The organism is Streptomyces sp. NPDC001508 (assembly GCF_040298665.1).
Classification (GTDB): Bacteria; Actinomycetota; Actinomycetes; order Streptomycetales; family Streptomycetaceae; genus Streptomyces.
Genome location: NZ_JBEPAP010000005.1, coordinates 207,792 through 231,177, shown reverse-complemented (window position 1 = coordinate 231,177; position 23,386 = coordinate 207,792). Strand labels below are relative to the sequence as shown.

General features: G+C 72.5%; 22 protein-coding genes and 2 pseudogenes. 12 read left to right on the top strand and 12 right to left on the bottom strand.

From position 1 onward, the window contains the following. Window positions 1-249: 249 nt before the first annotated feature. Together ABT245_RS08005 and ABT245_RS08000 are read right to left on the bottom strand one after the other, a co-directional pair. Window positions 250-1,740 (bottom strand): annotated as a pseudogene (locus ABT245_RS08005) (sensor histidine kinase); the annotation flags it as partial. Then, complete coding sequence (locus ABT245_RS08000) at window positions 1,737-2,477, bottom strand: response regulator transcription factor (RefSeq protein WP_351730176.1); 741 nt, start codon at window positions 2,475-2,477, stop codon at window positions 1,737-1,739. The pseudogene ABT245_RS08005 and the gene ABT245_RS08000, both read right to left, overlap by 4 nt. Before the next feature lie 174 nt (window positions 2,478-2,651). Here ABT245_RS08000 and ABT245_RS07995 point away from each other — a divergent pair, with 174 nt between their 5' ends. The 5 genes from ABT245_RS07995 to ABT245_RS07975 are packed head-to-tail and all read left to right on the top strand — an operon-like array spanning window position 2,652 to window position 7,584. Next, on the top strand, window positions 2,652-4,016 hold the full coding sequence (locus tag ABT245_RS07995) for a ferredoxin reductase family protein (RefSeq protein ID WP_351730173.1): 1,365 nt from the start codon (window positions 2,652-2,654) through the stop codon (window positions 4,014-4,016). A gap of 7 nt (window positions 4,017-4,023) precedes the next feature. Next, window positions 4,024-4,518 carry an FMN-binding protein gene (locus tag ABT245_RS07990; protein WP_351730171.1) on the top strand — a complete coding sequence of 165 codons (495 nt, stop codon included), beginning with the start codon at window positions 4,024-4,026 and terminating at the stop codon, window positions 4,516-4,518. 59 nt (window positions 4,519-4,577) lie between these two features. Then, window positions 4,578-5,960 carry a ferredoxin reductase family protein gene (locus ABT245_RS07985; protein ID WP_351730169.1) on the top strand — a complete coding sequence of 461 codons (1,383 nt, stop codon included), beginning with the start codon at window positions 4,578-4,580 and terminating at the stop codon, window positions 5,958-5,960. 48 nt (window positions 5,961-6,008) lie between these two features. Beyond that, window positions 6,009-6,791 (top strand): FMN-binding protein, encoded by a 783-nt coding sequence (locus tag ABT245_RS07980; protein WP_351730166.1) that lies wholly within the window; start codon window positions 6,009-6,011, stop codon window positions 6,789-6,791. Window positions 6,792-6,825: 34 nt separating this feature from the next. Next, a complete protein-coding gene (locus tag ABT245_RS07975) occupies window positions 6,826-7,584 on the top strand; it encodes an FAD:protein FMN transferase (protein ID WP_351730164.1) in 759 nt (252 codons plus the stop codon). Window positions 7,585-7,769: 185 nt separating this feature from the next. Here ABT245_RS07975 and ABT245_RS07970 read toward each other — a convergent pair whose 3' ends face one another. The 8 genes from ABT245_RS07970 to ABT245_RS07935 all read right to left on the bottom strand — a co-directional run bounded on the left by ABT245_RS07970 (window position 7,770) and on the right by ABT245_RS07935 (window position 17,004). Further along, on the bottom strand, window positions 7,770-8,321 hold the full coding sequence (locus ABT245_RS07970) for an arginine repressor (RefSeq protein WP_351730161.1): 552 nt from the start codon (window positions 8,319-8,321) through the stop codon (window positions 7,770-7,772). Window positions 8,322-8,328: 7 nt separating this feature from the next. Beyond that, a complete protein-coding gene (locus ABT245_RS07965) occupies window positions 8,329-9,528 on the bottom strand; it encodes an acetylornithine transaminase (RefSeq protein WP_351730159.1) in 1,200 nt (399 codons plus the stop codon). Beyond that, a complete protein-coding gene (gene argB, locus ABT245_RS07960) occupies window positions 9,525-10,460 on the bottom strand; it encodes an acetylglutamate kinase (protein WP_351730157.1) in 936 nt (311 codons plus the stop codon). Before argB ends, ABT245_RS07965 begins: the two co-directional genes overlap by 4 nt. A 172-nt stretch (window positions 10,461-10,632) precedes the next feature. Continuing rightward, complete coding sequence (argJ, locus tag ABT245_RS07955; protein ID WP_351730155.1) at window positions 10,633-11,784, bottom strand: bifunctional glutamate N-acetyltransferase/amino-acid acetyltransferase ArgJ; 1,152 nt, start codon at window positions 11,782-11,784, stop codon at window positions 10,633-10,635. A gap of 88 nt (window positions 11,785-11,872) precedes the next feature. After that, complete coding sequence (gene argC / locus ABT245_RS07950) at window positions 11,873-12,901, bottom strand: N-acetyl-gamma-glutamyl-phosphate reductase (protein WP_351730152.1); 1,029 nt, start codon at window positions 12,899-12,901, stop codon at window positions 11,873-11,875. 55 nt (window positions 12,902-12,956) lie between these two features. Then, the gene (locus ABT245_RS07945; RefSeq protein ID WP_351730150.1) at window positions 12,957-13,388 is read right to left on the bottom strand and encodes a GtrA family protein; all 432 of its coding nucleotides are present in this window, start codon (window positions 13,386-13,388) and stop codon (window positions 12,957-12,959) included. Then, the gene (locus tag ABT245_RS07940) at window positions 13,388-14,338 is read right to left on the bottom strand and encodes a glycosyltransferase family 2 protein (protein ID WP_351730147.1); all 951 of its coding nucleotides are present in this window, start codon (window positions 14,336-14,338) and stop codon (window positions 13,388-13,390) included. Before ABT245_RS07940 ends, ABT245_RS07945 begins: the two co-directional genes overlap by 1 nt. A 20-nt stretch (window positions 14,339-14,358) precedes the next feature. Continuing rightward, a complete protein-coding gene (locus tag ABT245_RS07935) occupies window positions 14,359-17,004 on the bottom strand; it encodes a YfhO family protein (RefSeq protein ID WP_351730144.1) in 2,646 nt (881 codons plus the stop codon). A gap of 627 nt (window positions 17,005-17,631) precedes the next feature. Between ABT245_RS07935 and ABT245_RS07930 the strand changes: the two genes are divergently transcribed. The 4 genes and pseudogenes from ABT245_RS07930 (at window position 17,632) to ABT245_RS07915 (ending at window position 18,761) form a co-directional block, all read left to right on the top strand. Continuing rightward, window positions 17,632-17,883 carry a hypothetical protein gene (locus ABT245_RS07930; RefSeq protein ID WP_351730142.1) on the top strand — a complete coding sequence of 84 codons (252 nt, stop codon included), beginning with the start codon at window positions 17,632-17,634 and terminating at the stop codon, window positions 17,881-17,883. Then, a complete protein-coding gene (locus ABT245_RS07925; RefSeq protein ID WP_351730140.1) occupies window positions 17,880-18,359 on the top strand; it encodes a DUF6314 family protein in 480 nt (159 codons plus the stop codon). The genes ABT245_RS07930 and ABT245_RS07925 overlap by 4 nt, the downstream gene beginning before the upstream one ends. Before the next feature lie 12 nt (window positions 18,360-18,371). Next, a pseudogene (locus ABT245_RS07920) lies at window positions 18,372-18,545 on the top strand (EamA family transporter); the annotation flags it as partial. 12 nt (window positions 18,546-18,557) lie between these two features. Further along, window positions 18,558-18,761 carry a DUF1918 domain-containing protein gene (locus ABT245_RS07915; RefSeq protein ID WP_351730137.1) on the top strand — a complete coding sequence of 68 codons (204 nt, stop codon included), beginning with the start codon at window positions 18,558-18,560 and terminating at the stop codon, window positions 18,759-18,761. On the opposite strand, the gene ABT245_RS07910 is transcribed toward ABT245_RS07915, so the two are convergent. Then, window positions 18,762-20,102 carry a glycoside hydrolase family 10-like protein gene (locus ABT245_RS07910; RefSeq protein WP_351730134.1) on the bottom strand — a complete coding sequence of 447 codons (1,341 nt, stop codon included), beginning with the start codon at window positions 20,100-20,102 and terminating at the stop codon, window positions 18,762-18,764. Between the two features lie 175 nt (window positions 20,103-20,277). On the opposite strand from ABT245_RS07910, the gene ABT245_RS07905 reads away from it, so the two are divergent. The 3 genes from ABT245_RS07905 (at window position 20,278) to ABT245_RS07895 (ending at window position 22,833) form a co-directional block, all read left to right on the top strand. Next, window positions 20,278-21,147, top strand: coding sequence for a 3-hydroxybutyryl-CoA dehydrogenase (locus ABT245_RS07905; RefSeq protein WP_351730131.1), 870 nt, complete (start codon window positions 20,278-20,280; stop codon window positions 21,145-21,147). Between the two features lie 256 nt (window positions 21,148-21,403). Beyond that, window positions 21,404-21,994, top strand: coding sequence for a malonic semialdehyde reductase (locus ABT245_RS07900; protein WP_351730128.1), 591 nt, complete (start codon window positions 21,404-21,406; stop codon window positions 21,992-21,994). Window positions 21,995-22,575: 581 nt separating this feature from the next. Continuing rightward, the gene (locus tag ABT245_RS07895) at window positions 22,576-22,833 is read left to right on the top strand and encodes a hypothetical protein (RefSeq protein WP_351730125.1); all 258 of its coding nucleotides are present in this window, start codon (window positions 22,576-22,578) and stop codon (window positions 22,831-22,833) included. On the opposite strand, the gene ABT245_RS07890 is transcribed toward ABT245_RS07895, so the two are convergent. After that, the gene (locus ABT245_RS07890) at window positions 22,834-23,364 is read right to left on the bottom strand and encodes an NUDIX hydrolase (protein ID WP_351730122.1); all 531 of its coding nucleotides are present in this window, start codon (window positions 23,362-23,364) and stop codon (window positions 22,834-22,836) included. Window positions 23,365-23,386: the final 22 nt, after the last annotated feature.

The window sequence follows — 23,386 nt, the reverse complement described above, 5'->3', positions numbered from 1 at the left end:
GGGCTCGGGGCGCGGGCGGGTGGGTTCCCCTGCCGTTGGGCCCGGGTCCGGCCGGACAGGACCCGAAGCCGAAGCCGGAGCCGAAGCCGGAGCCGAAGCCGGAGCCGAAGCCGAAGCCGGAGCCGGAGCCGGCCGGACAGGATCCAGAGCCGGCCGCGCTGGAGGCGGGGTCGGCCGCGCTGGAGGCGGGGTCGGCCGCGTAGGGCCCGGGGGTGGTGGCGGGGCGGGAGGGTCCGGTGTCGGGGTGGTGGTGGGGAGGCGGACCGTGAAGGTCGTGGTGCCGGGGCGGCTTTCCAGGGCCACGCTTCCTCCGTGTGCCTGCGCCACCGCCGCCACGATCGAGAGTCCGAGCCCCGCCCCGCCGCCCGCGGCCTCCGTGCGGCGGCGGTGTTCGGCACGGGTGAAGCGTTCGAAGACGCCGGGTCTGACCTCCTCGGGGACGCCCGGCCCGGTGTCGTGCACGTCCAGCCGGACGGTGTCGCCGTCGGTCTCCAGGGACAGGGTCACCTTCGTACCGGCGGGCGTGTGCGACCGCGCGTTGGCCAGCAGGTTGGCCAGTACCTGCTGCAGGCGGTGGGCATCGCCGGTCACCGTCACCGGCTCCTCGGGCAGTTGCAGTGCCCAGCCGTGACCGGGGCCCGCGGCCCGCGCGTCCGTGACGGCGTCCAGCACGAGCCGGGTGAGGTCGACGGGCCGCCGCTCCAAGGGGCGTCCGGCGTCCAGCCGGGCCAGCAGCAGCATCTCGTCGACCATCTCGCCCATACGGGCGGACTCGGCGGCGATCCGTTCCAGGGCCCGCGTCACCTCCGGCGGCACCGGCCCGGGATGCAGCAGGGCGAGTTCGGCGTGGCCGCGCACCGAGGCGACCGGGGTGCGCAGCTCATGGCTGGCGTCGGCGGCGAAGCCACGCAGCCGTTCCTCGCTCGCCTGCCGCTTGGTCAGCGCGTTCTCGACGTGTCCGAGCATCCGGTTGAACGCGGCGGCCACCTGCCCCACCTCGCCGCGCGGGTCGGTCTGCGGGGCCCGCGCGGGCAGCACGACGTCCCCGCTGGCCAGGGGCAGTTCGCTGACCCGGGTGGCGGTCGCGGCGACCCGGGTCAGCGGGCGCAGCGACCAGCGCACCCACAGGGCACCGGCGACACCGGCGATCACCAGGGCGGCGCCGAAGACCACACCGGCGACCAGTTCGAGCCGGTGCACGGCGGCCTCCACCGGCTCCAGCGGCAGCCCGGTGATCAGCACGTCGCCGTCCTGGCCCCGGTAGGCGGCGGCCCGGTAGGAGGCGTGCAGCGAGTCCAGCCCGACGGTGCGGGCCCGGCCGTCGGCCGGCAGGGCGGCGAGCCGCGCCCGGTCCCCGGCGGACAGGGTGACGTCGCGCAGATTGGCGGCGGCGCGGCCGGCCGGCACGACGGCCGCGTTGGTGACCCGGCCGTCGAGCAGCCGGGCGCCGAATGTGCCGGCCGCCTGGCGCCTGGTGTCGCCGTGCTCGTCGCCGTCGTGGTCGCTCGGCCTGAGGGCCTGGTGCTCCAGGCTGGCCGGGAGCCGGCTTCCGACGTCGGCCAACTGCTGGTCGAGGCGGCTGGTGAGAAAGCCGTCCAGCTCGACGACGGCGGCCACCCCCACGGCGGCGCAGCCGACGGCGAGCAGTACGACCAGTCCCGCGCTGAGCCGGGCCCGCAGTGTGCGCGGCCACGGCAGCCGCCGCAGCCCTGGCGCCATGCCCCGCCGTGGCGGCCTCATGAGAGCGCCGACTTGATCAGATAGCCGGACCCGCGCACGGTGTGGATCATGGGCGCCCGGCCCGCGTCGACCTTCTTGCGCAGGTAGGAGATGTACAGCTCGACCACGTGGGCCTGGCCGCCGAAGTCGTAGGACCACACCCGGTCGAGGATCTGTGCCTTGCTGAGCACCCGGCGCGGGTTGCGCATCAGGAAGCGCAGCAGCTCGAACTCGGTCGGGGACAGCTCGACCAGTTCGCCGGCCCGGGTCACCTCGCGGGCCTCCTCGTCCATGACCAGGTCGCCCACGACCAGCCGCGGCCCCTCCTCCAGCTGCCGGGCCATGCCCGCGCGCCGCAGCAGTCCGCGCAGCCGGGCGACGACCTCCTCCAGGCTGAACGGCTTGGTGACGTAGTCGTCGCCGCCCGCGGTGATCCCGGCGATGCGGTCCTCCACGGCGTCCCGCGCGGTGAGGAAGAGCACACAGACGTCGGGCTTCACCTCGTGCAGCCGGCGCAGCACGGCGAAGCCGTCGGTGTCCGGCAGCAGTACGTCGAGGACGACCGCGTCGGGCAGCAGCTCGCGGGCCGCCGCGAGCGCCGAGGCGCCGTCGCCGGCCGCGCGGACCTGCCAGCCCTCGTAGCGCAGGGCGCCGGTGAGCACCTCGGCGAGGTCGGGGTCGTCGTCGACGACGAGGACGCGCAGCGGGGTCCCGTCGGGGCGGGTCAGGGCGGGGCGGCCGGAACGGGTGGTGTTCATCTCGTCCCCCAGCATCCCCCATGCCGGGCGAGGGCGGGCGGCGGGAATGCTCTGAGGTTCCTCTGAGTCCGCTCGGCGCGGCTGTCCTCAGAGGCGGTTCAGAGGTTGCGGCGGCACAGTGGCGGCTCCGGTGGCGGCGCACGGTGCACATCCGCCGGAAGAGAGGACGTGATCATGGCCGCGGTGCATGGGCAGGTGCATGAACAGCGGACGGCACGCGCCGCTCCGCCCGCCTCCCGGTGGTCCCCGGCGCTCTGGCTGCCGGGGCTGCTGTGGGCCGGCGCTGCGGCCGTGCTCGCCCTGTGGTGGACGGACACGGGTCGGGTCGTCGGCGCGGCGGGCTGGCTGACCGGGGCCGGGCGGATCGCCGGTCTGCTGTGCGGGTACGCCTGCGCGGTGCTGGTGGGGCTGATGGCGCGGGTTCCGCTGCTCGAGGTGCGGATCGGCTCGGACCGGGTGGCCCGCTGGCATGCGATGGCGGGCCGGTACACGGTCTGTCTGCTGGTCGCGCACATCGTGCTGATCCTGGCCGGGTACGCCGCGCAGGACCACCTCTCCCCGGTCCGCGAGACGGTCACCGTGGTCCTCGACTACCCGGAGATGCTGAAGGCGACCGCGGGCGGGGTGCTGCTGTGCGCGGTGGGGGTCGCCTCCGCGCGCGCCGTGCGCCGCCGTACCAGCTACGAGTTCTGGTACTACACGCATCTGCTGACGTACGCCGCCGTCTTCCTCGCCTTCTCCCACCAGTTGGCGCTCGGCGACGACTTCGCCGGCAAGCCCGCGGCCACCGCCGCCTGGTACGCGCTGTATCCGGGCGTCGCGGCCCTGGTGATGTGGTACCGGATCCTGGGGCCGGTGCGGCTGAACCTGCGCCACCGGCTGCGCGTGGAGTCGGTGCACAGGGAGGCGCCGGGCGTGTACTCGGTCGTCGTACGCGGCCGGCGGCTGGACGAACTGGACGTGCGGCCCGGGCAGTTCTTCCGCTGGCGGTTCCTCGGCGCGGGCCTGGGCTGGACGTCGACGCCGTACTCCCTGTCGGCGCCGCCGCGCGGGGACCGGCTGCGGATCACGGTCAAGGCGCTCGGCGGTCACAGCGCGGCCGTGCCGCTGCTGCGGCCGGGCACCCGGGTGTGGGCCGAGGGCCCGTACGGCTCCCTGACGGCGGACCGGCGTAGCGCGCACAGGACGCTGCTGATCGCGGGCGGCGTCGGCATCACCCCGCTGCGGGCGCTGTTCGAGACGCTGCCCGGCGATGTGACGCTGCTCTACCGGGCGCGGACGGCCGAGGACCTGGCCCTGGGCGGCGAGCTGGAGGCCATCGCGCGGTGGCGCGGGGCGACGGTGCGCTACGCCCTCAACGGGGCGGCCGGCCAACGCCCGGCGCTGACCGCCGAGGCGCTGGGCGCCGCCTTCCCCGGACTCGCCGGGTACGACGTGTACCTGTGCGGTCCGCAGGGCTTCGCCGAGGACGTGTACACGCAACTGCGGGCCGCGGGTGTGCCGGACCGCCGTATCCACCACGAGTCGTTCGAGCTGTGAGGCCGTCATGCACGCGTTGAGGAAAGCCCGTCCACTGCGCCGGGTCGTACTGGCGAGCGCCGCGACCGTCTGCGGGACGGTCCTGCTGCTGGCCCTGAAACCGCACGCGACCCCGTCGGTGACCGTCGGTGCCCCGGCGCCCGCTTCGTCCTCGGGGGCGAGCGCGCCGGCCACCGCGCCTACTTCCGCGGGGGCGAGCGCGTCGGCCACGGCTCCGGCATCCGGCGACAAGACCGTCACGGGTGACGCGGCGCAGACCCGCTGGGGCCCGGTCCAGGTGCGCGTCACGGTGCGGGGCGGCCGGCTCACCGATGTCACGGCCGTCGCCTGCCCGCAGGACAATCCGCGCGACCAGCAGATCAACGCCTACGCCCTGCCCCAGCTGCGCCAGGAGGCGCTGGCCGCGCAGAGCGCGCAGATCGACACCGTGTCGGGCGCCACCTACACCAGCGACGGTTACCGGCAGTCGCTCCAGTCCGCGCTGGACTCGGCGGGCCTGTGAACACTCGGGAGCCGTGACACGTATCTGTGGGCCAAGGGTCCCGTCCCCCCGGAGGAACCGTGACCACCACCATCGCAGGCGGACGTGCCGCCCGCCGCCAGACGATGCGCCGCATCCGCCCGCGCCGCTCCCCGGCCGTCCCGCTGCTGCTCGCCGTCGCCGCGGGCGCGATGGGTGTGCTGTGGCTGTGGTGGCACAACACCCCGTCCATCGCCGACGACAACGGCAGGATCCTCAACGCGGGCCGGATCACGGGGCTGCTCGCCGGCTACCTCATGGCGCTGGTCGTGCTGCAGATGGCGCGGGTCCCCGCGCTGGAGCGGCGGGTCGGTTCGGACCGGGTGGCCCGCTGGCACGCGATGAGCGGCCGCTACACGCTGTGCCTGGTCCTCGCCCATGTCTTCCTCATCATGTGGGGCTACGCGCTGCAGGCGGGCAAGTCGCTCGGCGACCTCGTCCGGCAGACCGTCGACTCCGTCAACCAGCTGCCGGACATGGGCAAGGCCGCCATCGGCACGGGCCTGTTGGTGCTCATCGGGCTGACCTCGATCGGCGCGGTCCGCCGCAGGCTGCCGTACGACACCTGGTACCACGTCCACCTGATGACGTACGCGGCGGTGTTCCTGACGTTCTGGCACCAGATCAGCGCCGGGAACGACTTCGCCCTCGAACCCGCCGCGAAGACGTTCTGGTACGCCCTGTACGGCTCGGTGACCGCGCTGCTCCTGTGGTACCGGGTCCTCACCCCGATCCGGCTCAATCTGCGGCACCGGATGCGGGTCGAGGCGGTGATCGAGGAGACCCCGGGCATCGTCTCGGTGCTGATCGGCGGGCGCAGGCTGCACCGGATGGGCGCGGAGGCCGGGCAGTTCTTCCGGTGGCGGTTCCTGGCGCCGGGCATGCGGCTCAGCTCGCACCCGTACTCGCTGTCGGCGGCGCCCCGGCCGGACATGCTGCGGATCACGGTGAAGGCGATCGGCGACCACAGCGCCCGGCTGCGTGAGCTGCGGCCGGGCACTCGGGTGTGGGCCGAGGGCCCGTACGGCGCGCTCACCGCGTCCCGGCGCAGCCGCGGCAAGGTGCTGCTGGTCGCGGGCGGCGTCGGCATCACGCCGATGCGGGCGCTGTTCGAGACGCTGCCCGGCGCGGCCGGCGACCTGACCCTGCTGTACCGGGCCAACAGCACACAGGACCTGGCGCTGTGGGACGAGTTGGCGTCGATCGCCGAGGAACGCGGAGCCCGGCTGATGTACGCGGTGAACAGCCCGGAGGGGGAACGGCCGGACATCTCCGCGGACAACCTCCGGCGGAAGATCCCGGACATCGACCGGCACGATGTCTTCCTGTGCGGTCCGCCCGGGTTCGCGCAGTCGGTGTACGAGGCGTTGCGCGGCGCGGGGGTTCCCGCCCGCCGCATCCATCACGAGTCGTTCGAGATGTGAGCGACGGACTCTCAGCGGAACCCGACGGGAAATCAGGAGTGCACAGAAATGCGGAAGAACCACCCCATACGGCGCGTCGTGCTGGCCACCGCGGCCACCGTGTCCGGTGTCGTCCTGCTGCTGACGCTGAAGCCGGCCTCGGACCCGGCCTCCGCGTCGGCGGCGGGCGCGGCGCCCCAGCAGACGGCGGCGGCGCAGCAGTCGCCGCAGGGCGGAGCACAGGCCGCCGGATCCAGCACGGTGACCGGTGACGCGGCCCAGACCCAGTACGGGGCCGTGCAGGTACGCCTGACCGTCAGCAACGGAAAGATCACTGCGGCGGAGGCGGTGCAGGCGCCCAAGGGCGGCACCAGCGACCAGAAGACGGCACTGGCCGTACCGAAACTCAACCAGGCCACCGTGGCCGCACAGAGCGCCCAGATCGATGCCGTCTCCGGCGCCACCTACACCAGCAACGGCTACAAGCAGTCACTCCAGTCGGCGCTGGACAAGATGAAGGCGGCGAGTTCCTCGCCCGCGTCGCCCGCCGCGCCGTCCTCCGGCGCCGCACAGACCGGTTCCCGCACGCTCACCGGCGACGCCGCCCAGACCCCGTACGGCCCGGTCCAGGTGCGGATCACGGTCACCGACGGGAAGATCAGCGAGGCGGAGGCGGTGCAGGCACCCAAGGGCGGCACCAGCGACCAGAAAACAGCACTGGCCGTACCGAAACTCAACCAGGCCACCGTGGCCGCACAGAGCGCCCAGATCGATGCCGTCTCCGGCGCCACCTACACCAGCAACGGCTACAAGCAGTCACTCCAGTCGGCACTCGACCGGGCCGGTGGCTGACGCGGTGGCGGAGCCTGCGAGGACTCCCGCCGCGATGCGTCACGCGGAGGAGGTCATGGGGACGGTCTTCTCCTTCGACGTCCGCGGCGGGGAACCGGATGCCGTGCGGGCGGCGCTGGACGAGGCAGTCGCCGGGCTGCACCGGGTCGACGAGGTGTTCAGCACGTACCGCGAGGACAGTCAGGTCTCCCGGCTGGCCCGGGACGAGCTGGCCGTGGCCGACTGCGATCCCGAGGTGGCCGAGGTGCTGGCGCTGGGGGCCGAGGCGGAGCGGCTGAGCGAGGGGTGGTTCAGCACGGCGTACCGGGGCCGGCTCGATCCGACCGGGATCGTCAAGGGCTGGGCCGCCGAGCGGGCCGCGCTGCGGATCGCCGCGGCCGGGGTGAGCGGGGTCAGCGTGAACGGCGGCGGCGATGTGCAGATGCTCGGCGTGCCCGAGCCGCACCGGCCGTGGCGGGTCGGGGTGGCGGATCCGCTGCGGCCGGGCGGTCTTGCGGCGGTGGTGTCCACGACCGGGGTGGACCGGCTGGCGGTGGCGACATCCGGGACGGCGGAGCGCGGGGCGCACATCGTGGACCCGCGCACCGGGCGGACCGCGGTCACGGACCTGGTGGGGGTGACCGTGATCGCTCCCCGGCTGACCTGGGCGGACTGCTGGGCCACGGCGGCGTTCGCGATGGGCTCAAGGGCCGGCCTCGACTGGCTGGAGTCCCTGCCGGACGTGGAGGCCCTACTGATCACAGCAGGCGACGAGGTCCGCTGCACAGAGGGCTTGCCAGCCCGCCTGGGCTGACCCCACGGCCTCCCTTACGCCCCGCCAGGGCCGCGGGCAACCGCGCGACCAGCCGAATACCACCCGCACCCGACAACACACAACCACCCAACTCAGGGGCGCGGGGAACTGCGCAACCAGCCGAATACCACCCGCACCCGAGATCGCGGCCCCAGCCCCCAGCCCGCCCCCGCCGCCGAATACCTTCAGTGACCGTTCTGGGCCAAGCGCAGCATGTGGTCCGCCAGGGCCTGCCCCCCACTCGGCTCCCGGCTGATCAGCAGCACCGTGTCGTCACCCGCGATCGTCCCGAGGATGTCGTGCAGTTCGGCCTGGTCGATGGCGGACGCGAGAAACTGCGCGGCCCCCGGAGGGGTCCGCAGCACCACGAGGTTCGCCGAGGCCTCCGCGGAGATCAGCAGCTCCTGGGAGAGGCGCCGCATGCGCTCCTCCTTGGCCGACTCCCCGAGCGGCGCCCGGGGCGTGCGGAATCCCCCTTCGCTCGGCACCGCGTAGATCAGGTCACCGTCGGTGTTGCGGATCTTCACCGCGTTCAGCTCGTCCAGGTCCCGGGAGAGCGTCGCCTGGGTGACGCTCAGCCCGTCGTCGGACAGGAGCTTCGCCAGCTGGCTCTGCGACCGCACCGGCTGCCGGTTGAGGATGTCCACGATCCGGCGGTGGCGTGCGGTCCGGGTCTGCGGTACGGCGGGCCCGGCGGCCTGCTCGTTGTCCTGCCCGTGGTCCTGCTCCAGACTCATCGTCGTCTCATTCTCCGGATCGTCCGTCCCCGTTCACTGCGTCGAGGATGCCGGGCAGGGCCCGGAGGAACGCCTCCGTCTCGTCGTCGCCGACGTTCAGCGGCGGCATCAGCCGTACCACGTCGGGGGCGGGCGCGTTCACCAGGAAACCGGCGTCCTGAGCCGCCTGCTGGGCCTGTGGCGCGAGCGGCTCGGTGAGCACGATACCCAGGAGGAGCCCGGCACCCCGGACATGGGCGATCAGCGGGTGGCCCAGCGCCTCGATCCCGCCACGCAACCGTTCGCTCTGCCGCTTGACGTTCTGCAGCAACCCGTCGTTCGCGATGGTGTCGAGGACCGCGAGCCCCGCGGCGCAGGCCACCGGGTTGCCGCCGAAGGTCGTGCCGTGCTGGCCGGGCCCGAGCAGTTCGGCGGCGCGGCCGAAGGCGACCGTGGCGCCGAGCGGCAGCCCGCCGCCGAGGCCCTTGGCGAGAGTGACGATGTCCGGCAGGACGCCCTCGTGGGCCTGGTACTCGAACCAGTTCCCGGTGCGGCCGACGCCGGTCTGCACCTCGTCCAGGACCAGCAGCGAACCGGTGGCGGCGGTGATCGCGCGGGCCGCCTTCAGATAGCCGGCGGGCGGCACCACGACGCCGTTCTCGCCCTGGATCGGCTCGATGACGACGAGGGCGGTCTCCTCGGTGACCGCGGCGGCCAGTGCCTGCGCGTCGCCGTAGGGCACGTGTGTGACGTCGCCGGGCAGCGGCCGGAACGGGTCCTGCTTGCCGGGCTGGCCGGTGAGCGCGAGGGCGCCCATGGTCCGGCCGTGGAAGCCGCCCTCGGTGGCGACCATATGGGTACGCCCGGTGCGCCGGCCGATCTTGAAGGCGCCCTCGTTGGCCTCGGCGCCGGAGTTGCAGAAGTACACCCGGCCGTCGCGGCCGAAGAGTTGGAGGAGCCGTTCGGCGAGGGCGACGGGCGGTTCGGCGATGAACAGGTTGGAGACATGGCCGAGGGCGGCGATCTGCCGGCTCACGGCCGCCACGACCGCCGGGTGGGCGTGGCCGAGCGCGTTGACCGCGATGCCGCCGACGAAGTCGAGGTACTTCTTGCCGTCGGCGTCCCACAGCGTCGTGCCGGCGCCGCGCACCAGCGGCAGCCGTGGCGTGCCGTAGTTGTTCATGAGCGCGCCCTGCCACCGCTCGGTCAGTTCCTGATTGCCCGTCATGGGGCGTCCCTCTCCTGCTCGTCGGGCACGACCATGGTGCCGATGCCCTCGTCGGTGAAGATCTCCAGCAGGATCGAGTGCTGGACCCGGCCGTCGATGACACGGGCGGTGTGCACGCCGCCGCGCACGGCGTGCAGGCAGCCCTGCATCTTCGGCACCATGCCGGCGGACAGATCCGGCAGCAGTTTCTCCAGTTGGGAAGCGGTGAGGCGGCTGATCACCTCGTCGGAGTGCGGCCAGTCCTCGTAAAGACCCTCGACGTCCGTGAGGACCATGAGGGTTTCGGCGCCCAGTGCCGCGGCGAGTGCCGCGGCCGCCGTGTCCGCGTTGACGTTGTAGACGTGTCCGTCGTCCTGGCTGCGGGCGATGGAGGAGATGACCGGGATACGGCCGTCGGCGAGCAGGGCCTCGATCGCGCCCGTGTCGACGGCGGTGATCTCGCCCACCCGTCCGATGTCGACGGGTTCACCGTCGATCTCGGGCAGGTGCTTGGTGGCGGTCATGGTGTGCGCGTCCTCGCCGGTCAGGCCCACGGCGAGCGGCCCGTGCCGGTTGAGCAGTCCCACCAGTTCGCGCTGCACCTGCCCGACGAGCACCATGCGTACGACGTCCATGGCGTCCTCGGTGGTGACTCTGAGGCCGGCCTTGAACTCGCTGACGATGCCATGCCTGTCGAGCGCGGCGCTGATCTGCGGGCCGCCGCCGTGCACCACGACCGGTTTCAGGCCGGCGTGCCGCAGGAAGACCACGTCCTGGGCGAAGGCGGCCTTCAGCTCCTCGTCCACCATGGCGTTCCCGCCGAACTTGATGACGACGGTCTTGCCGTGGTGCCGGGTCAGCCAGGGCAGCGTCTCGACGAGGATCCGGGCCTTGGGCAGCGCGGTGTGTTTACGGGTCGAGGACTTCGGTTCTTCTGGGTGATCGACCGTCATAACCGACTTTCGGAAGTGTCTCGAATCAGCCGCCGGGCGGGCGGCGTCGGCCCGTGGAGGCGAGGGAGGACTTGTCTCGGACTCGTCTCGGACTGTCCGGGGCGAGCGGTCGCCGGTGCGACAGGAACCCTCGTCGGCGACGACGGGGACCCGCGACGACCAGGCGGGCGCGTCAAGAGCTGTAGACGCTGTTCTCGTGGACATAGTCGGCCGTCAGGTCGTTGGTCCAGATCGTGGCGGTCTCGGGGCCTGCCGCGAGATCCGCCACGATGTGGACCTCGCGGTAGCGCATGTCGACCAGGTCGCGGTCCTCGCCGACGCCGCCGTTCTTGCACACCCAGACGCCGTTGATGGCGACGCTCAGCCGGTCGGGTTCGAAGGCGGCGCCGGTGGTGCCGATGGCGGACAGGACGCGGCCCCAGTTGGGGTCCTCGCCGTGGACGGCGCACTTGAGCAGGTTGTTACGGGCGATGGAGCGGCCCACCTCGACGGCGTCGTCCTCGGTGGCGGCGCCCGTCACCTCGATCTTGATGTCCTTGCTGGCGCCCTCGGCGTCCTGGATGAGCTGCCGGCCGAGGTCGTCGCAGACCTGCCGTACGGCCTCGGCGAACTCCGCGTACTCCGGAGCGATGCCGGAGGCGCCGGAGGCGAGCAGCAGCACGGTGTCGTTGGTGGACATGCAGCCGTCGGAGTCGACCCGGTCGAAGGTGACCCGGGTGGCGGCGCGCAGCGCCCGGTCCAGTGTCTCGTCGTCGGCGACGGCGTCGGTGGTGAGGACGACCAGCATGGTGGCGAGGCCGGGGGCGAGCATGCCGGCGCCCTTGGCCATGCCGCCGACCGTCCAGCCCTTCCCGGTGACGACGGACGTCTTGTGCACGGTGTCGGTGGTCTTGATGGCGATGGCGGCCTTCTCACCGCCGTGCTCGGAGAGCTGGGCGGCGGCGGCCTCGACACCCGGCAGGAGCTTGTCCATGGGCAGCAGTACGCCGATCAGCCCGGTGGAGCAGACGGCCACCTCGACGGCGCCCCGGCCGAGGACCTCGGCCGCCTTCTCGGCGGTGGCGTGGGTGTCCTGGAAGCCCTGGGGGCCGGTGCAGGCGTTGGCGCCGCCGGAGTTGAGGACGACGGCGGTGACCTGGCCGCTCCTGATGACCTGCTCGGACCAGAGCACCGGGGCGGCCTTCACACGGTTGGAGGTGAAGACGCCCGCTGCGGCCCGGCGGGGCCCGTCGTTGACCACGAGGGCCAGGTCCGGGTTGCCGTTGTCCTTGATCCCGGCGGCGATGCCCGCCGCCGTGAATCCCTTGGCTGCCGTGACACTCACTGCGTCTCCTTGTTCGCTTCTTCGCCCGTGCAGCGCAGCGGTGCGGCCTTCGTCGTCGTCCGCAGCCCGGCGGCTGCGCGGTCGTCGCTCACGGTGCGACTCCGATCGTGGAAAGCCCCGTGGTCTCGTCGAGCCCGAGGGCGATGTTCATGCTCTGGACGGCACCGCCCGCGGTGCCCTTGGTCAGGTTGTCGATGGCGCTGATCGCGATGATGCGTCCCACGGCGGCGTCGTACGCGACCTGCACCTGTACGGCGTTGGAACCGTGGACGGACGCCGTGGCGGGCCACTGTCCCGCGGGCAGCAGGTGGACGAACGGCTCGTCGGCGTAGGTCTTCTCGTAGGCGGCGCGCACCGACTCGGCGGTGACCGGCCGGCGTGCCTTCGCGCTGCACGTGGCGAGGATGCCGCGGGGCATCGGCGCGAGGGTCGGGGTGAAGGAGACGGCGACCCGCTCGCCCGCCACGGCGCTGAGGTTCTGGATCATCTCGGGGGTGTGCCGGTGACCGCCGCCGACGCCGTACGGCGACATGGATCCCATGACCTCGCTGCCCAGCAGGTGCGGCTTGGGCGCCTTGCCCGCGCCGGAGGTGCCGGAGGCGGCGACGATCACCGCCTCGGGTTCGGCGAGGCCCGCCGCGTACGCGGGGAGGAGGGCGAGCGAGGCGGCGGTGGGATAGCAACCGGGTACCGCGATGCGCTTGGACCCCTCCAGCGCGGCGCGGGCACCCGGCAGTTCGGGAAGGCCGTAGGGCCAGGTCCCGGCGTGCCCGGAACCGTAGAACCGCTCCCAGTCGGCGGCGTCCTTGAGCCGGAAGTCGGCGCCCATGTCGACGACGAGGACATCGGGGCCGAGTTGCTCGGCGACGGCGGCGGACTGCCCGTGGGGCAGGGCGAGGAAGACCACGTCGTGCCCGGCGAGGGCCGCGGGGGTGGTCTCGGCCAGCACCCGGTCGGCCAGCGGCAGCAGCTGGGGCTGGAGCGTGCCGAGCCGCTGGCCTGCGTTGGAGTTGCCGGTCAGGGCACCGATCTCGACCTCGGGGTGTGCAAGGAGCAGTCGCAGGACCTCTCCGCCCGCGTATCCGCTCGCTCCGGCCACCGCCGCACGTACCGCCATGTCACCCTCCTCCTGGATGGCATGACTATACGTTTCGCTGCACGTTTATGCAATCCTATGCGGCGTCCCCCTCGGGGACCCGGGGCAGCATCACCCAGCGGGAGACCACGAAGGTCACCGGAATCGCCGCCGCGGACGCGAGCAGGGGCGCGAACCGGCTGCCCGCGTGCAGCACGCCGACGATCACGTACACACCCGCCGTGGTGATCAGGAAATTGGTGGCGTTCGTCAGCGGGAACAGCAGGAATTTCCGCCAGGTGGGCCGTATCCGATAGGTGAAGCGGGCATTGAGGAAAAAGGACCCGGTCATACTCAGCAGGAATGCAAGGACATGCGCGAAAAGGTAGGGCAAACGCATCAGGAACAACAGGTAGAGACCGTAATACGTGCCCGTGTTCACGACGCCGACGGCGGCGAAGGTGAGCATCTGCCGCGGCAGCGGCCGGGCCGCCGGGCGGGGCGTCGGACGGGTCGTCGCGGTACGCATCAGGGGATGAGGTCTTTCGTCCGTTCCACGTTGGTCGCCTTCACCAGGAAGTGCGGGCGCCCCTTGACCTCGTAGTAGATCCGGCCGGTGTACTCGCCGATGACCCCGAGCATGATCATCTGCACCCCGGCGAGGGCGGTGACCGCGGTGATGATGGTGACATAGCCGGGCGTGTCCACGCCGTGGATGAGCGCGGCGCCCACGATCCACGCCGTGTACACGCCCGCGCACAGCAGCAGTCCCAGGCCCAGGTACAGGGCGGCGCGCAGCGGCCGGTTGTTGAAGGAGAGCAGTCCGTCGAGGCCGTAGTTGAGCAGGCTGCGCAGGGTCCAGGAGCTGCGGCCGTGCTCGCGCACCGTGTTCGTGTAGGCGAAGGTGGTGCTGGGAAAGCCGACCCAGGCGAACAGGCCCTTGGAGAAGCGGTTGTACTCGGTCAGGTCGAGGACCGCGTCCACCACGCGCCGCGACAGCAGCCGGAAGTCGCCGACGCCGTCGACGAGTTCCACGTCCACGAGCCGATTGACCATCCGGTAGTACAGGCGGGCGGTGAGGGTGCGGGCGATGCCCTCGCCGGTCCTGGTGCGCTTGGCTATGACCTGGTCGTAGCCCTCTCCGCGCAGTTCGACCATGCGTTTGATCAGTTCCGGCGGATGCTGGAGGTCGGCGTCCATGACGATCACGCAGTCCCCCGTGGCGTGCCGCAGACCGGCGAGCAGGGCGGCCTCCTTGCCGAAGTTGCGGCTGAAGGAGACGTAACGCACCCGGGCGTCGAGGTCGGCGAGTTCCTTCAGGACGACCAGCGTCCGGTCGCGGCTGCCGTCGTCGACGTACACGAACTGCATGTCGTGCCCGAGCGGCAGCAGTTCATCGGCGACCTTCTGCACCGCCTCGTGGAAGGGTCCGAGGACGTCCTCCTCGTTGTAACAGGGCGCGACGATCGAGATGAGCATGGGTTCTTCCCCTTGGGCGGTCACAGAGCGTGGGTGAGGCGCTCGGGCTGTTCGGTCGTGGTCGTCGGTGCCGCGGTCCGTCGGCGGCGGACGGCGCGAAGGACGCAGAGCAGGATCAGGATCAGCAGCGCGGCGCCTCCCGCCGTCGCGCCCAGTCGCAGTCCCGGCGGGTGGAACGTGCAGCTCAAAGTGGTCGCGGAGCCGTCCAGGGGCACCGCGATCAGCCCGTAGTACTCCCCCGCGGGCTTCTCCTCGGCGCCGCCCGCGGCGCACCGCCAGCCCGCGATGCGCGGTGCCGCGACGACGGCGGTCCCCTTGCTGCCGGCGGGGAGTTCGGCCCGCAGCGTGCCGTCGTCGACGGTCACCGCGGTGGCCGCGGTGGCCCGCAGCCCGTCGACGGCGGTGCGCAGCGCGGCGGTGTCCAGGCAGCCGACCGCGCCGCGGTCCGGCACCCGGCTGGGCCGGTCCGGGGTCAGCTCGATCCGCACCCGCCCGGCGGCCGGAACCGCGCCGAGCGGCTGCATGGCCGCGATCTTGGCGCCGTCGGCGTCGGACCGGAACCGGGCGACCGGCCCGCCGCCGGCGAGCCGCGCGGTGCCCGAGAAGTGCGGCGCCCACAGGAACACCCGGTCGCCGGCCGTGCAGCGCGCCGTGATGGTGGGTCCTGGCAGGTCCGCGCCGCGGGCGGGCGCGGCGACGAGCAGCCCCGGACGGCGGGCGTCGCCGCGCTGCGGGGGCCGGCCGGAGGCGGTGCGCACCGTCGCGCGGGGCAGGGTGTAGACGCGGCTGCCCAGCATCCGTTCCTGGTTGCGGTACGGCGACGGCCCGAAGGCCGCGACGCCGGTGTGCGCCGAGGTGCCGGGCGGACGCACGGTCACCAGGGGCGGCACCTGCGCACGGGACACGGTCACCGGGCCGCCGCCCCGCGGCAGCCACGACTGGTGCGGGTCGGGCGGGGAGTGCACCCGCGCGCCGACGGAGAAGACCGCGTCCGTGACGGGGTTGTCCAGGCTCTGCAGGCTCCGGCCCCGCGAGGTCCAGCCGCCGCCGACGGCGGTGAGGGTACGGCTGAGGACGTCGGAGGTGAGGCTGCTGTAGTACTGGACGCCCTGGCCGCCCACCATCAGCGGGTCGTTGGCGACGGTCTGGTCCCGGCCCGGTTCGGTGCGGTAGCGGGGCCAGTCGTCGGCGCCCGCGATCGCGTCGGCCTGCGTCTGCTGCCGCTCGCCCCAGGGCGCGTAGTCGTCCATGTGGGCGAGGCGCAGCCGGCTGGCCACCGCGGAGGTCGCGGCGGTCTCGCCGAGCTGCCCGCCGAAGAGCAGCACGACGGCGCAGCCGGCCAGTACGGTGCGTCGGCGCCCGGCGGCCAGCCGGCCCCGGCCCTGCGCGGCGAGCAGGGCGAGCCCGCCGAGCGCGCCCACGACGGCGAGCAGGAACACCGCCCAGGTGTAGCGGTGCACCAGCGCGCTGCGGCTCGCGACGGCGGCGAGCAGCGCGAGCAGCGCGCTCGCCGCGCCCAGGGCGCGCCAGTCGGGCGGGCCGTGGGACAGGGTCTGCCAGGCGGCGATGACCAGCACCGCGCACAGGACGAACGCCTCCCGGTAGGCGCTGCCCTGCGGGGTGGCGAAGGCGTGCCAGACCAGTTGGGTCGGCGCCCACTGCAGCGACAGGGTCACCGCGATCACGAGCAGTGTCCAGCCCGCGCGCACCGGCCGGGGCACCGCCCGGTGGAACGGCAGGGCGAGCGCGAGCAGCAGCGCGGTGACGCCCACGTACAGGGCCGGGCTGCCGAAGCTGTACGTCGTCGGCAGCAGCCGGGCCAGCAGGTCGTCCGTGGGGACCGGGACGAAGTGCCCCTCGCGGCCGGGGTAGGCGTGCTTGGTGCCGAGGTACACGACCGCCACCAGCGGTGCGGCCAGGCCCATGCCGAGCGCGACGGTGCCGGCGGCCCGGCCGGCCGCCGCCAGCGCCTGCCGCCGCGGGAGTCCGGCGAGCAGCAGCCGGAGCAGCAGGACGAGTCCGGCGGCGAGGGTGGCCATGTACGCGGTGTAGAAGTTGGCGATCCAGGCGAGCGCGACGATCAGCACGCCGAGGACCGGCCGGTGGCGCCGCAGGGCCCACTCGCCGACCAGGCACAGCAGGGGCAGTGCGATCAGGCCGTCGATCCACATCGGGTTGTAGATGGCGACGGCCACGCCCCAGCCGCACAGGGCGTAGGAGGCGCCCAGCAGACCGGCCGCCCACCAGCGGCCGGGGCGCAGGGCGAGCAGCAGGCAGGCCATGGCGGCGCCGGCGGTCGCCGTCTTCAGCACGGTGACGACGTACACCGCGAGGTCGATCTCGTCCCGTGGGAAGACAGCGACGAGCAGGGCGAACGGGCTGCCGAGGTAGGTGCCGACGTCGGGCAGGAAGCTCGCGCCGTAGCCGGACTGCCAGTTGATGAGGAGCCCGCCGTCGGCGCGGCCGTGCAGCAGGTCCCACAGGTGGGCGTGGAAGGGTATGTACTGGTTGCCGAGGTCGTTGACGCTGCGGGTGCGGGGGCCGAACGGGTAGCAGCGGGCGAGCGCGTCGGCCGCGCACAGCGCGGTGACGGTGATGGCCGCGGCGAGCAGGGCTGCGGTTCGCCCGGTGACGCGGCTGTCACCGGGCGGGGTCGGGCGGTGCATTCTCGGGAGGCCCCCAGAGGGAATTCGGGACGCGCGGCGTCCCGGCCGGGGGTGTCAATCCCCGTGCTTCGCTGATTCGCCGGGTTAGACGGGCCTGGTTTCCGGATGGTTGTGTCACCGACCCGATCTGATGCCCGGAATTCCGAATACCTGAGCGTTTTAGAAATCCTCGCCGACTATTGGGAAAACGGCAGCTTTACAGAACATGAGCGAAAGGTGAATCAGACCGGCCCTGGCTCCGGCCACGCGACCGCCGACCGATGACGCCGGGTTTCCCAACTGACCACGCCGACCCCCTCCGGGGCCCCAGCCGCCCCTCGGCTACCGCGCCATCGTGACTGATCACGCCGACCCCCGCGCGCCCCTCCGGGGCACCTGCCGTCCCTGCCTGCGGCGCCAGCGTGGCTGGGTTGGCTGCCGCGCCATCGTGACTGACCGCGCCGTTCCCCGCGCCCCCATCCGGGGCACCAGCCGCCCCTCGACTGCCGCGCCATCGTGGCTGATCGCGCCGACCCCCGCGCACCCTCCCTGGGGCACCAGGCGTCCCTCGGCTGGGCGGCGGCGTGGCTGGGGCGGCGTCGAGGGTGGTGGGGCTTGGGCGGTGTCCGGGGACGTAGGGTCGACGCCATGGATGCGCTGCTGCCGTACCTGGCCCTGTCGGGGGGTCTCGCCGTCGTCCTGGGCTTCTTCACCTGGCTGGCGCGGCTGATCCGGCGCCGCGGCGCCGCCGGCGCGGGGATCGGCGCCGCCCTGGCCGCGTACGAGGAGGCTTTCCGCGCCACGAGCCATACCGCGCACTACGAGATCCGGGCCCAGGCGCGGCGCAAGGCGCCCACCGGCTCCCCGGACGGCCCGCGACCCGGGACGGGGAAGGCATGAGCCGGCCCGTGGGCGGGTACCGCGCGGCGGCGGGCGACGGGGTGTGGGGTGTGCCGGATGTGTGCGCGTATCTGGCCGGGCGCTGGCACGTCGAGCGCACCGTGCGGGATCTGGCGAGCGGCGACGAGGGCCGCTTCACGGGCGGCACCGTCTTCAGTCCGCTGCCCGGCGGCGGGCTGCTGCACGAGGAGTCCGGCACGTTCACCTGGCGGGGCGTGCCACGGCCCGCCGAGCGGATCCTGCGTTTTCTGCCCGGCGCCGGCACGGGCACGGCGGACGTCCGCTTCGCCGACGGGCGGCCCTTCCACGACCTGGACCTGACCTCGGGCCGCCATGTCGCCGACCACCCGTGCGCGGCGGACCTGTACCGCGGCGAGTTCACCGTCCAGGACGCGGACCACTGGCGGACGGTGTGGCGGGTGGGCGGCCCCGCGAAGGACCTCCTCCTCGTCACCGACTACACACGCGCGAACTGAGCCGCCGCGCCGCGGCGCATGGCGGCCGTCGGCGTCCCCGAGGCCGGCCAGTTGCAGTCGGCCCGGCCGCTGCTCACACTGGTGTCGTCGGTGCTGCTGGTGGGCGAGCACCTGACGGCGGCTGCTCCGCTGACCGCCGCCGCGGTGCTCGTGGGCATCGCCGTCACCCAACGATCACGTTCGTGAGGAGGCCCGCAGATGCGTGCAACCGTGGGCGACCAGCTTGTCCAGCACGGCAGGGTGGTCGGCCAGCACGACCAGGTCTCGGAGGTCGTCGAAGTGATGGGCACCGAGGGCAACCCGCCCTACCGCGTGCGCTTCCCGGATGGACACGAGGCCGTGATGGCTCCCGGCCCCGACTGCGAAATCCGTCACCCGAACCAGGAACCCCAGGCCCAGTAGTCAGCGCGGGGGCTGCGCCGGCTGCCGGTAGTGGTCGGCGACGACCCGCGCCATCGCCCCGATCGGATCCCGCGCCAGGTCCCGGGCGGAGAAGAAGACATGCCCGCGCACCCGCGCACAGCCGGCGGCGAGGGTGAGGTGCCGGGACAGCTCGGCCGGGTCCTGCCACTCGGCGGGCTGCCCGGCGGCACCCGTCTTGTACAGCGCCTCACCGATGTACAGGCGGGTCCGGCTGCCCTTGGCGACCTCGGCCCACCAGGGCACGAGTCTGGCGTAGTCGGCGGCGGCGAAGCCGATGTTCCAGTACAGCTGCGGCACGATGTAGTCGATCCAGCCCTCCCTGACCCAGGTGCGGGTGTCCGCGTACAGGTCGTCGTACGTCTGCACGCCCGCCCGGGTGTCCGAGCCGCGGCTGTCGCTCGACGCGTTGCGCCACACCCCGAACGGGCTGATCCCGAACTGGGTGCCGGGCCGGATCCGCCGGATCCGCGCGGCCGTCTCACGCACCAGTTTGTCGATGTTGTCGCGGCGCCAGGCCGCCCGGTCGGTGAAGCCGCCGCCGTACGCGGCGTACGCGGCGGCGTCGTCGAAGCTCTGCCCGGCGACCGGGTACGGGTAGAAGTAGTCGTCGAAGTGGACGGCGTCCACGGGGTACCTCGCCACCGCGTCCAGCATCGCGTCCTGCACGAAGGCGCGGACCTGCGGCAGGCCGGGGTTGTAGTAGAGCTTGCCGCCGTAGCGCACCACCCAGTCCGGGTGTCTGCGGGCCGGGTGGGATGCGGTCAGCCGGGCGGGGTCGGCGTGCAGCGCGATCCGGTACGGGTTGAACCAGGCGTGCAGCTGCAGCCCGCGGGCGTGCGCCTCGGTCACGGCCGTGCCCAGCGGGTCCCAGCCCGGTGATCTGCCCTGGGTCCCGGTGAGATACGCGGACCACGGCTCGTGGGGCGAGGGCCACAGCGCGTCCGCGGTCGGCCGCACCTGGAAGATGACCGTGTTGAGGCGGTCGCGGACGGCCCGGTCGAGGTGGGCGATCAGCTCCGCGCGCTGTGCGGCGGCGGTCAGGCCCGGTTTCGAGGGCCAGTCGTGGTTGTCGACCGACGCCAGCCACATGCCCCGCAGCTCGGTGGCGGCCCGGCGCGGTGCCGCCGCGCTGTCCGGCGCCGGCGCACCGCCCCCGGCGGGCGCACCACCGCGCGCGGGCGCGCCAAGCGCCGCCGAGGCACCGTCTGCCGCGGTGGCGCCACCGGCCGCGGCCGCACCACCTGGTGCCGCCGCGGCGCCCGGTGCCGTCACCAGCGTCGACAGCGCCAACGCGAACGTCCGGCGTGAGACCGGCCCCATCTGCCCACCCCCCATGACACTGCGGATCCATGCCGTCGCCGTCAGGAATCGTCCGGGCCCCAGCATGCCCCGCCCCCCGCGATCAATCATCGATACCGGGGAGTAACGTGCACGATCGGAGCAGGCGCGCAATTCTGAGGCGCCGCGCGGGCCGTGGATCAGCGAAGGGGACGATGTGACGGGCAGCTCGGATATCGCACGTGTCGGAGTGGTCGGCTGCGGTCAGATGGGGGCGGGCATCGCCGAAGTCTGCGCCCGCGCCGGTCTGGAGGTCAAGGTCGCGGAGACCACCGGCGAGGCCCTGGAGATCGGCCGCACCCGGCTGTTCAACTCCCTTGCCAAGGCCGCCGAGCGCGGCAAGATCAGCGAGGCGGAGCGGGACGCGACGCAGGCACGCCTCGGCTTCACCACCGACCTCGGCGAGTTCGCGGACCGCGACCTGGTCATCGAGGCCGTCGTAGAGAACGAGCAGGTGAAGACGGAGATCTTCCAGGTGCTCGACCAGGTGGTGACCCGGCCGGACGCGATCCTCGCCTCCAACACCTCCTCCATCCCGCTGGTGAAGCTGGCGGTCGCCACGGGCCGCCCCGACCAGGTCGTCGGCATCCACTTCTTCACCCCGGCCCCGGTGCAGCAGCTGGTCGAGCTGGTCCCGGCGCTCACCACCTCCGAGGGCACGCTCAGCCGTGCTCAGCTGTTCGCCGAGAAGGTGCTGGGCAAGCACGCCATCCGCGCCCAGGACCGGTCCGGATTCGTGGTCAACGCGCTGCTCGTGCCCTATCTGCTGTCCGCGATCCGGATGTTCGAGTCCGGCATCGCGGGCCGCGAGGACATCGACAACGGCATGGAGCTGGGCTGCGCCCACCCGATGGGCCCGCTGAAGCTGTCCGATCTGATCGGCCTGGACACCATCGTCTCTATCGCCGACTCGATGTACCAGGAGTACAAGGAACCGCTGTACGCCGCTCCCCCGCTGCTCCAGCGCATGGTCGAAGCGGGCCGCCTCGGCCGCAAGTCCGGCTCGGGCTTCTACACCTACGCCTGACCTGCACGAACACCGCCCCGCACAGCGCACCACACACCACCAGACCGCACGCGCGAGGGCCGTCACCACTGATCCCGGCGACGGCCCTCACTGATCGCCGCCGGGCTCAGGGGGTTCGGGCGGCTGCGGACGTGAGGCGGATCACTGCGGTCCGGTTTTTTTTGAATGTTGAAGCTTCCTTCGCCTATCGTCGTGTCGTCAGGCCATCCGGACCACGGTCCGGATTCGCGGGATGCGACCTCCAGGAAGTTCAACCATGTCTCTCGTTCTCGACTCCGCCACTCAGGACCTGCTGTTCCGCGAGGCCCGCACCGCCAACACCTTCACCGACGAGCCGGTGACCGACGAGCAGGTCCAGGCCGTCTACGACCTGGTCAAGTTCGGCCCCACCTCCATGAACCAGTCGCCGCTGCGCATCGTCCTGGTCCGCTCCCCCGAGGCCCGTGAGCGCCTGGTGCAGCACATGTCCGAGGGCAACCGGAAGAAGACCGCGGCGGCACCGCTGGTCGCGATCCTCGCCGCGGACAACGAGTTCCACGAGGAGCTGCCGCAGCTCTTCCCACACTTCCCGCAGGCCAAGGACATCTTCGCCGCCGACCGCTCGGTGCGGGAGAAGAACGCCACGCTGAACGCCGCACTCCAGGCCGCCTACTTCATCATCGGCGTCCGTGCCGCCGGTCTCGCCGCCGGCCCGATGACCGGCTTCGACCTCGCGGGCGTCCAGAAGGAGTTCCTGGACGACGACCACACCCCGCTGATGGTGGTCAACATCGGCAAGCCGGGCCCGGACGCCTGGTTCCCGCGCGGCCCGCGCCTGGCGTACGACGACGTCGTCACGACCGTCTGAGCCACGCCGTACGCATGCGGGAGGCCCCCGACCGGCTGTGACGCCGTCGGTTGGTTCGGGGGCGGGCTCCACTCGGCCCCGCTGAGCTTCGGCTCGGCGGGGCCGAGTGTCGCGAAGCGGCGGTGCGGGTGCGGGCCCGGGGTGTGCCGGTGAGATGGGCGCCGATGCGGGCGAGGTTGACCGAGGCGCCGGTGAGCTGGTGCCGGAGGCTCCGCCAGGCCCACGCCCAGCAGGACACGCCGCCAGAGCGCGGCCATGCCGCAGACCGTACGCCCGGGAGCCACTGGTTGCGCCGGCACCCGGCTCGCACGGCGCAGGCCCGCGAGGAAACCGCTCGCCCTCGGTGCCACGCTCAGGACCGACGGGACGGTCACGCGCCTGCGGCTGATTACGCGGAGCGACGTCGTGCGGGCCCGGCACCTGATGCGGTGCCGGGCCCGTCCGTTTCACACACCGTGTGCGTGCCGGACCCGCATACGGCCTTCGCACACGCTCCCCTCGCGCCCACCAGGCGAGTTGACTCCTCATGCGCATGCAAGGGATGCGGAACCCCCCGTTCGACTACGGAAAGGAGTGGACCCGTGACCGCCGATCCGAAGCATCCCGTGGTCCATGGAGAACTCGCAGAGTTACGGCGCCGCCTCGACGTGGCTTACGCCCGTGTCGAGGGAGGTCTGGCTCTGCTCAGTCATCGCAGCGAGGTGACCGCCAAGGAGCTGGACGAGCTGAACACCCGTATGACCTCGTTGGAACACACGCGCTGGCCGCTGTCCTCGGTGGCCGCGCTCACCTCCCTGGGAGCCCTCGTAGTGACCATCTGGCAGGTGCTGGCCCACTAGTCAGGCGAGCCTGAGGTGGTGCAGGAGGAGTAACGCCGCCGCCATGTTGGCGGCCGGGACCTCTCCGCGGGCGACCATGTCGGGGACGAGCTTGAGGGGGACCCATTCCCGGCGGTCCGACTCGAAGTCGTCCACGGGGTGTCCGATGTACTCGCCCTCGTCGGCCCAGTAGACATGGTGCCGGGCGTCGGTGAGGCCGTTGGACGGCTCCACGCTCATCAGATGGTGCAGGGGTCCCGGCCGCCAGCCGGTCTCCTCCTCCAGTTCCCTGGCGGCCGCTCGGGCGATGTCCTCGCCGTCCTCCACGACTCCCGCCGCGAGTTCCCACCCCCAGCTGTCCGTGATGAACCGGTGGCGCCACAGCAGGAGGACCTCGTTGGCCTCGTTCACCACCGTCGCCACGGCCACGGGCCGCAGCCGGATCAGGAAGTGGTCCAGGTGCCGGCCGTCCGGCAGTTCGACATCTGCCAGATTGACGCTGAACCAGCGGTTTGCATACACAGTTTGTTCGTTCTGTTTCGTCCACTGCACGGTTCTGCCACCTTCCGCCGAG

Bases quoted from the DNA above. Each gene is read 5' to 3' on its own strand.
- ABT245_RS07930 (WP_351730142.1), top strand. From the start codon at position 17,632: ATGGATGCGCTGCTGCCGTACCTGGCCCTGTCGGGGGGTCTCGCCGTC.
- argB (WP_351730157.1), bottom strand. From the start codon at position 10,460: ATGACGGTCGATCACCCAGAAGAACCGAAGTCCTCGACCCGTAAACAC.
- ABT245_RS07915 (WP_351730137.1), top strand. From the start codon at position 18,558: ATGCGTGCAACCGTGGGCGACCAGCTTGTCCAGCACGGCAGGGTGGTC.
- ABT245_RS07945 (WP_351730150.1), bottom strand. From the start codon at position 13,388: ATGCGTACCGCGACGACCCGTCCGACGCCCCGCCCGGCGGCCCGGCCG.
- ABT245_RS07975 (WP_351730164.1), top strand. From the start codon at position 6,826: ATGCGTCACGCGGAGGAGGTCATGGGGACGGTCTTCTCCTTCGACGTC.
- ABT245_RS07980 (WP_351730166.1), top strand. From the start codon at position 6,009: ATGCGGAAGAACCACCCCATACGGCGCGTCGTGCTGGCCACCGCGGCC.
- ABT245_RS07900 (WP_351730128.1), top strand. From the start codon at position 21,404: ATGTCTCTCGTTCTCGACTCCGCCACTCAGGACCTGCTGTTCCGCGAG.
- ABT245_RS07965 (WP_351730159.1), bottom strand. From the start codon at position 9,528: ATGACGGGCAATCAGGAACTGACCGAGCGGTGGCAGGGCGCGCTCATG.
- argC (WP_351730152.1), bottom strand. From the start codon at position 12,901: ATGGCGGTACGTGCGGCGGTGGCCGGAGCGAGCGGATACGCGGGCGGA.
- ABT245_RS07910 (WP_351730134.1), bottom strand. From the start codon at position 20,102: ATGGGGCCGGTCTCACGCCGGACGTTCGCGTTGGCGCTGTCGACGCTG.
- ABT245_RS07940 (WP_351730147.1), bottom strand. From the start codon at position 14,338: ATGCTCATCTCGATCGTCGCGCCCTGTTACAACGAGGAGGACGTCCTC.
- ABT245_RS07995 (WP_351730173.1), top strand. From the start codon at position 2,652: ATGGCCGCGGTGCATGGGCAGGTGCATGAACAGCGGACGGCACGCGCC.
- ABT245_RS07925 (WP_351730140.1), top strand. From the start codon at position 17,880: ATGAGCCGGCCCGTGGGCGGGTACCGCGCGGCGGCGGGCGACGGGGTG.
- ABT245_RS08000 (WP_351730176.1), bottom strand. From the start codon at position 2,477: ATGAACACCACCCGTTCCGGCCGCCCCGCCCTGACCCGCCCCGACGGG.
- ABT245_RS07935 (WP_351730144.1), bottom strand. From the start codon at position 17,004: ATGCACCGCCCGACCCCGCCCGGTGACAGCCGCGTCACCGGGCGAACC.
- ABT245_RS07970 (WP_351730161.1), bottom strand. From the start codon at position 8,321: ATGAGTCTGGAGCAGGACCACGGGCAGGACAACGAGCAGGCCGCCGGG.
- ABT245_RS07990 (WP_351730171.1), top strand. From the start codon at position 4,024: ATGCACGCGTTGAGGAAAGCCCGTCCACTGCGCCGGGTCGTACTGGCG.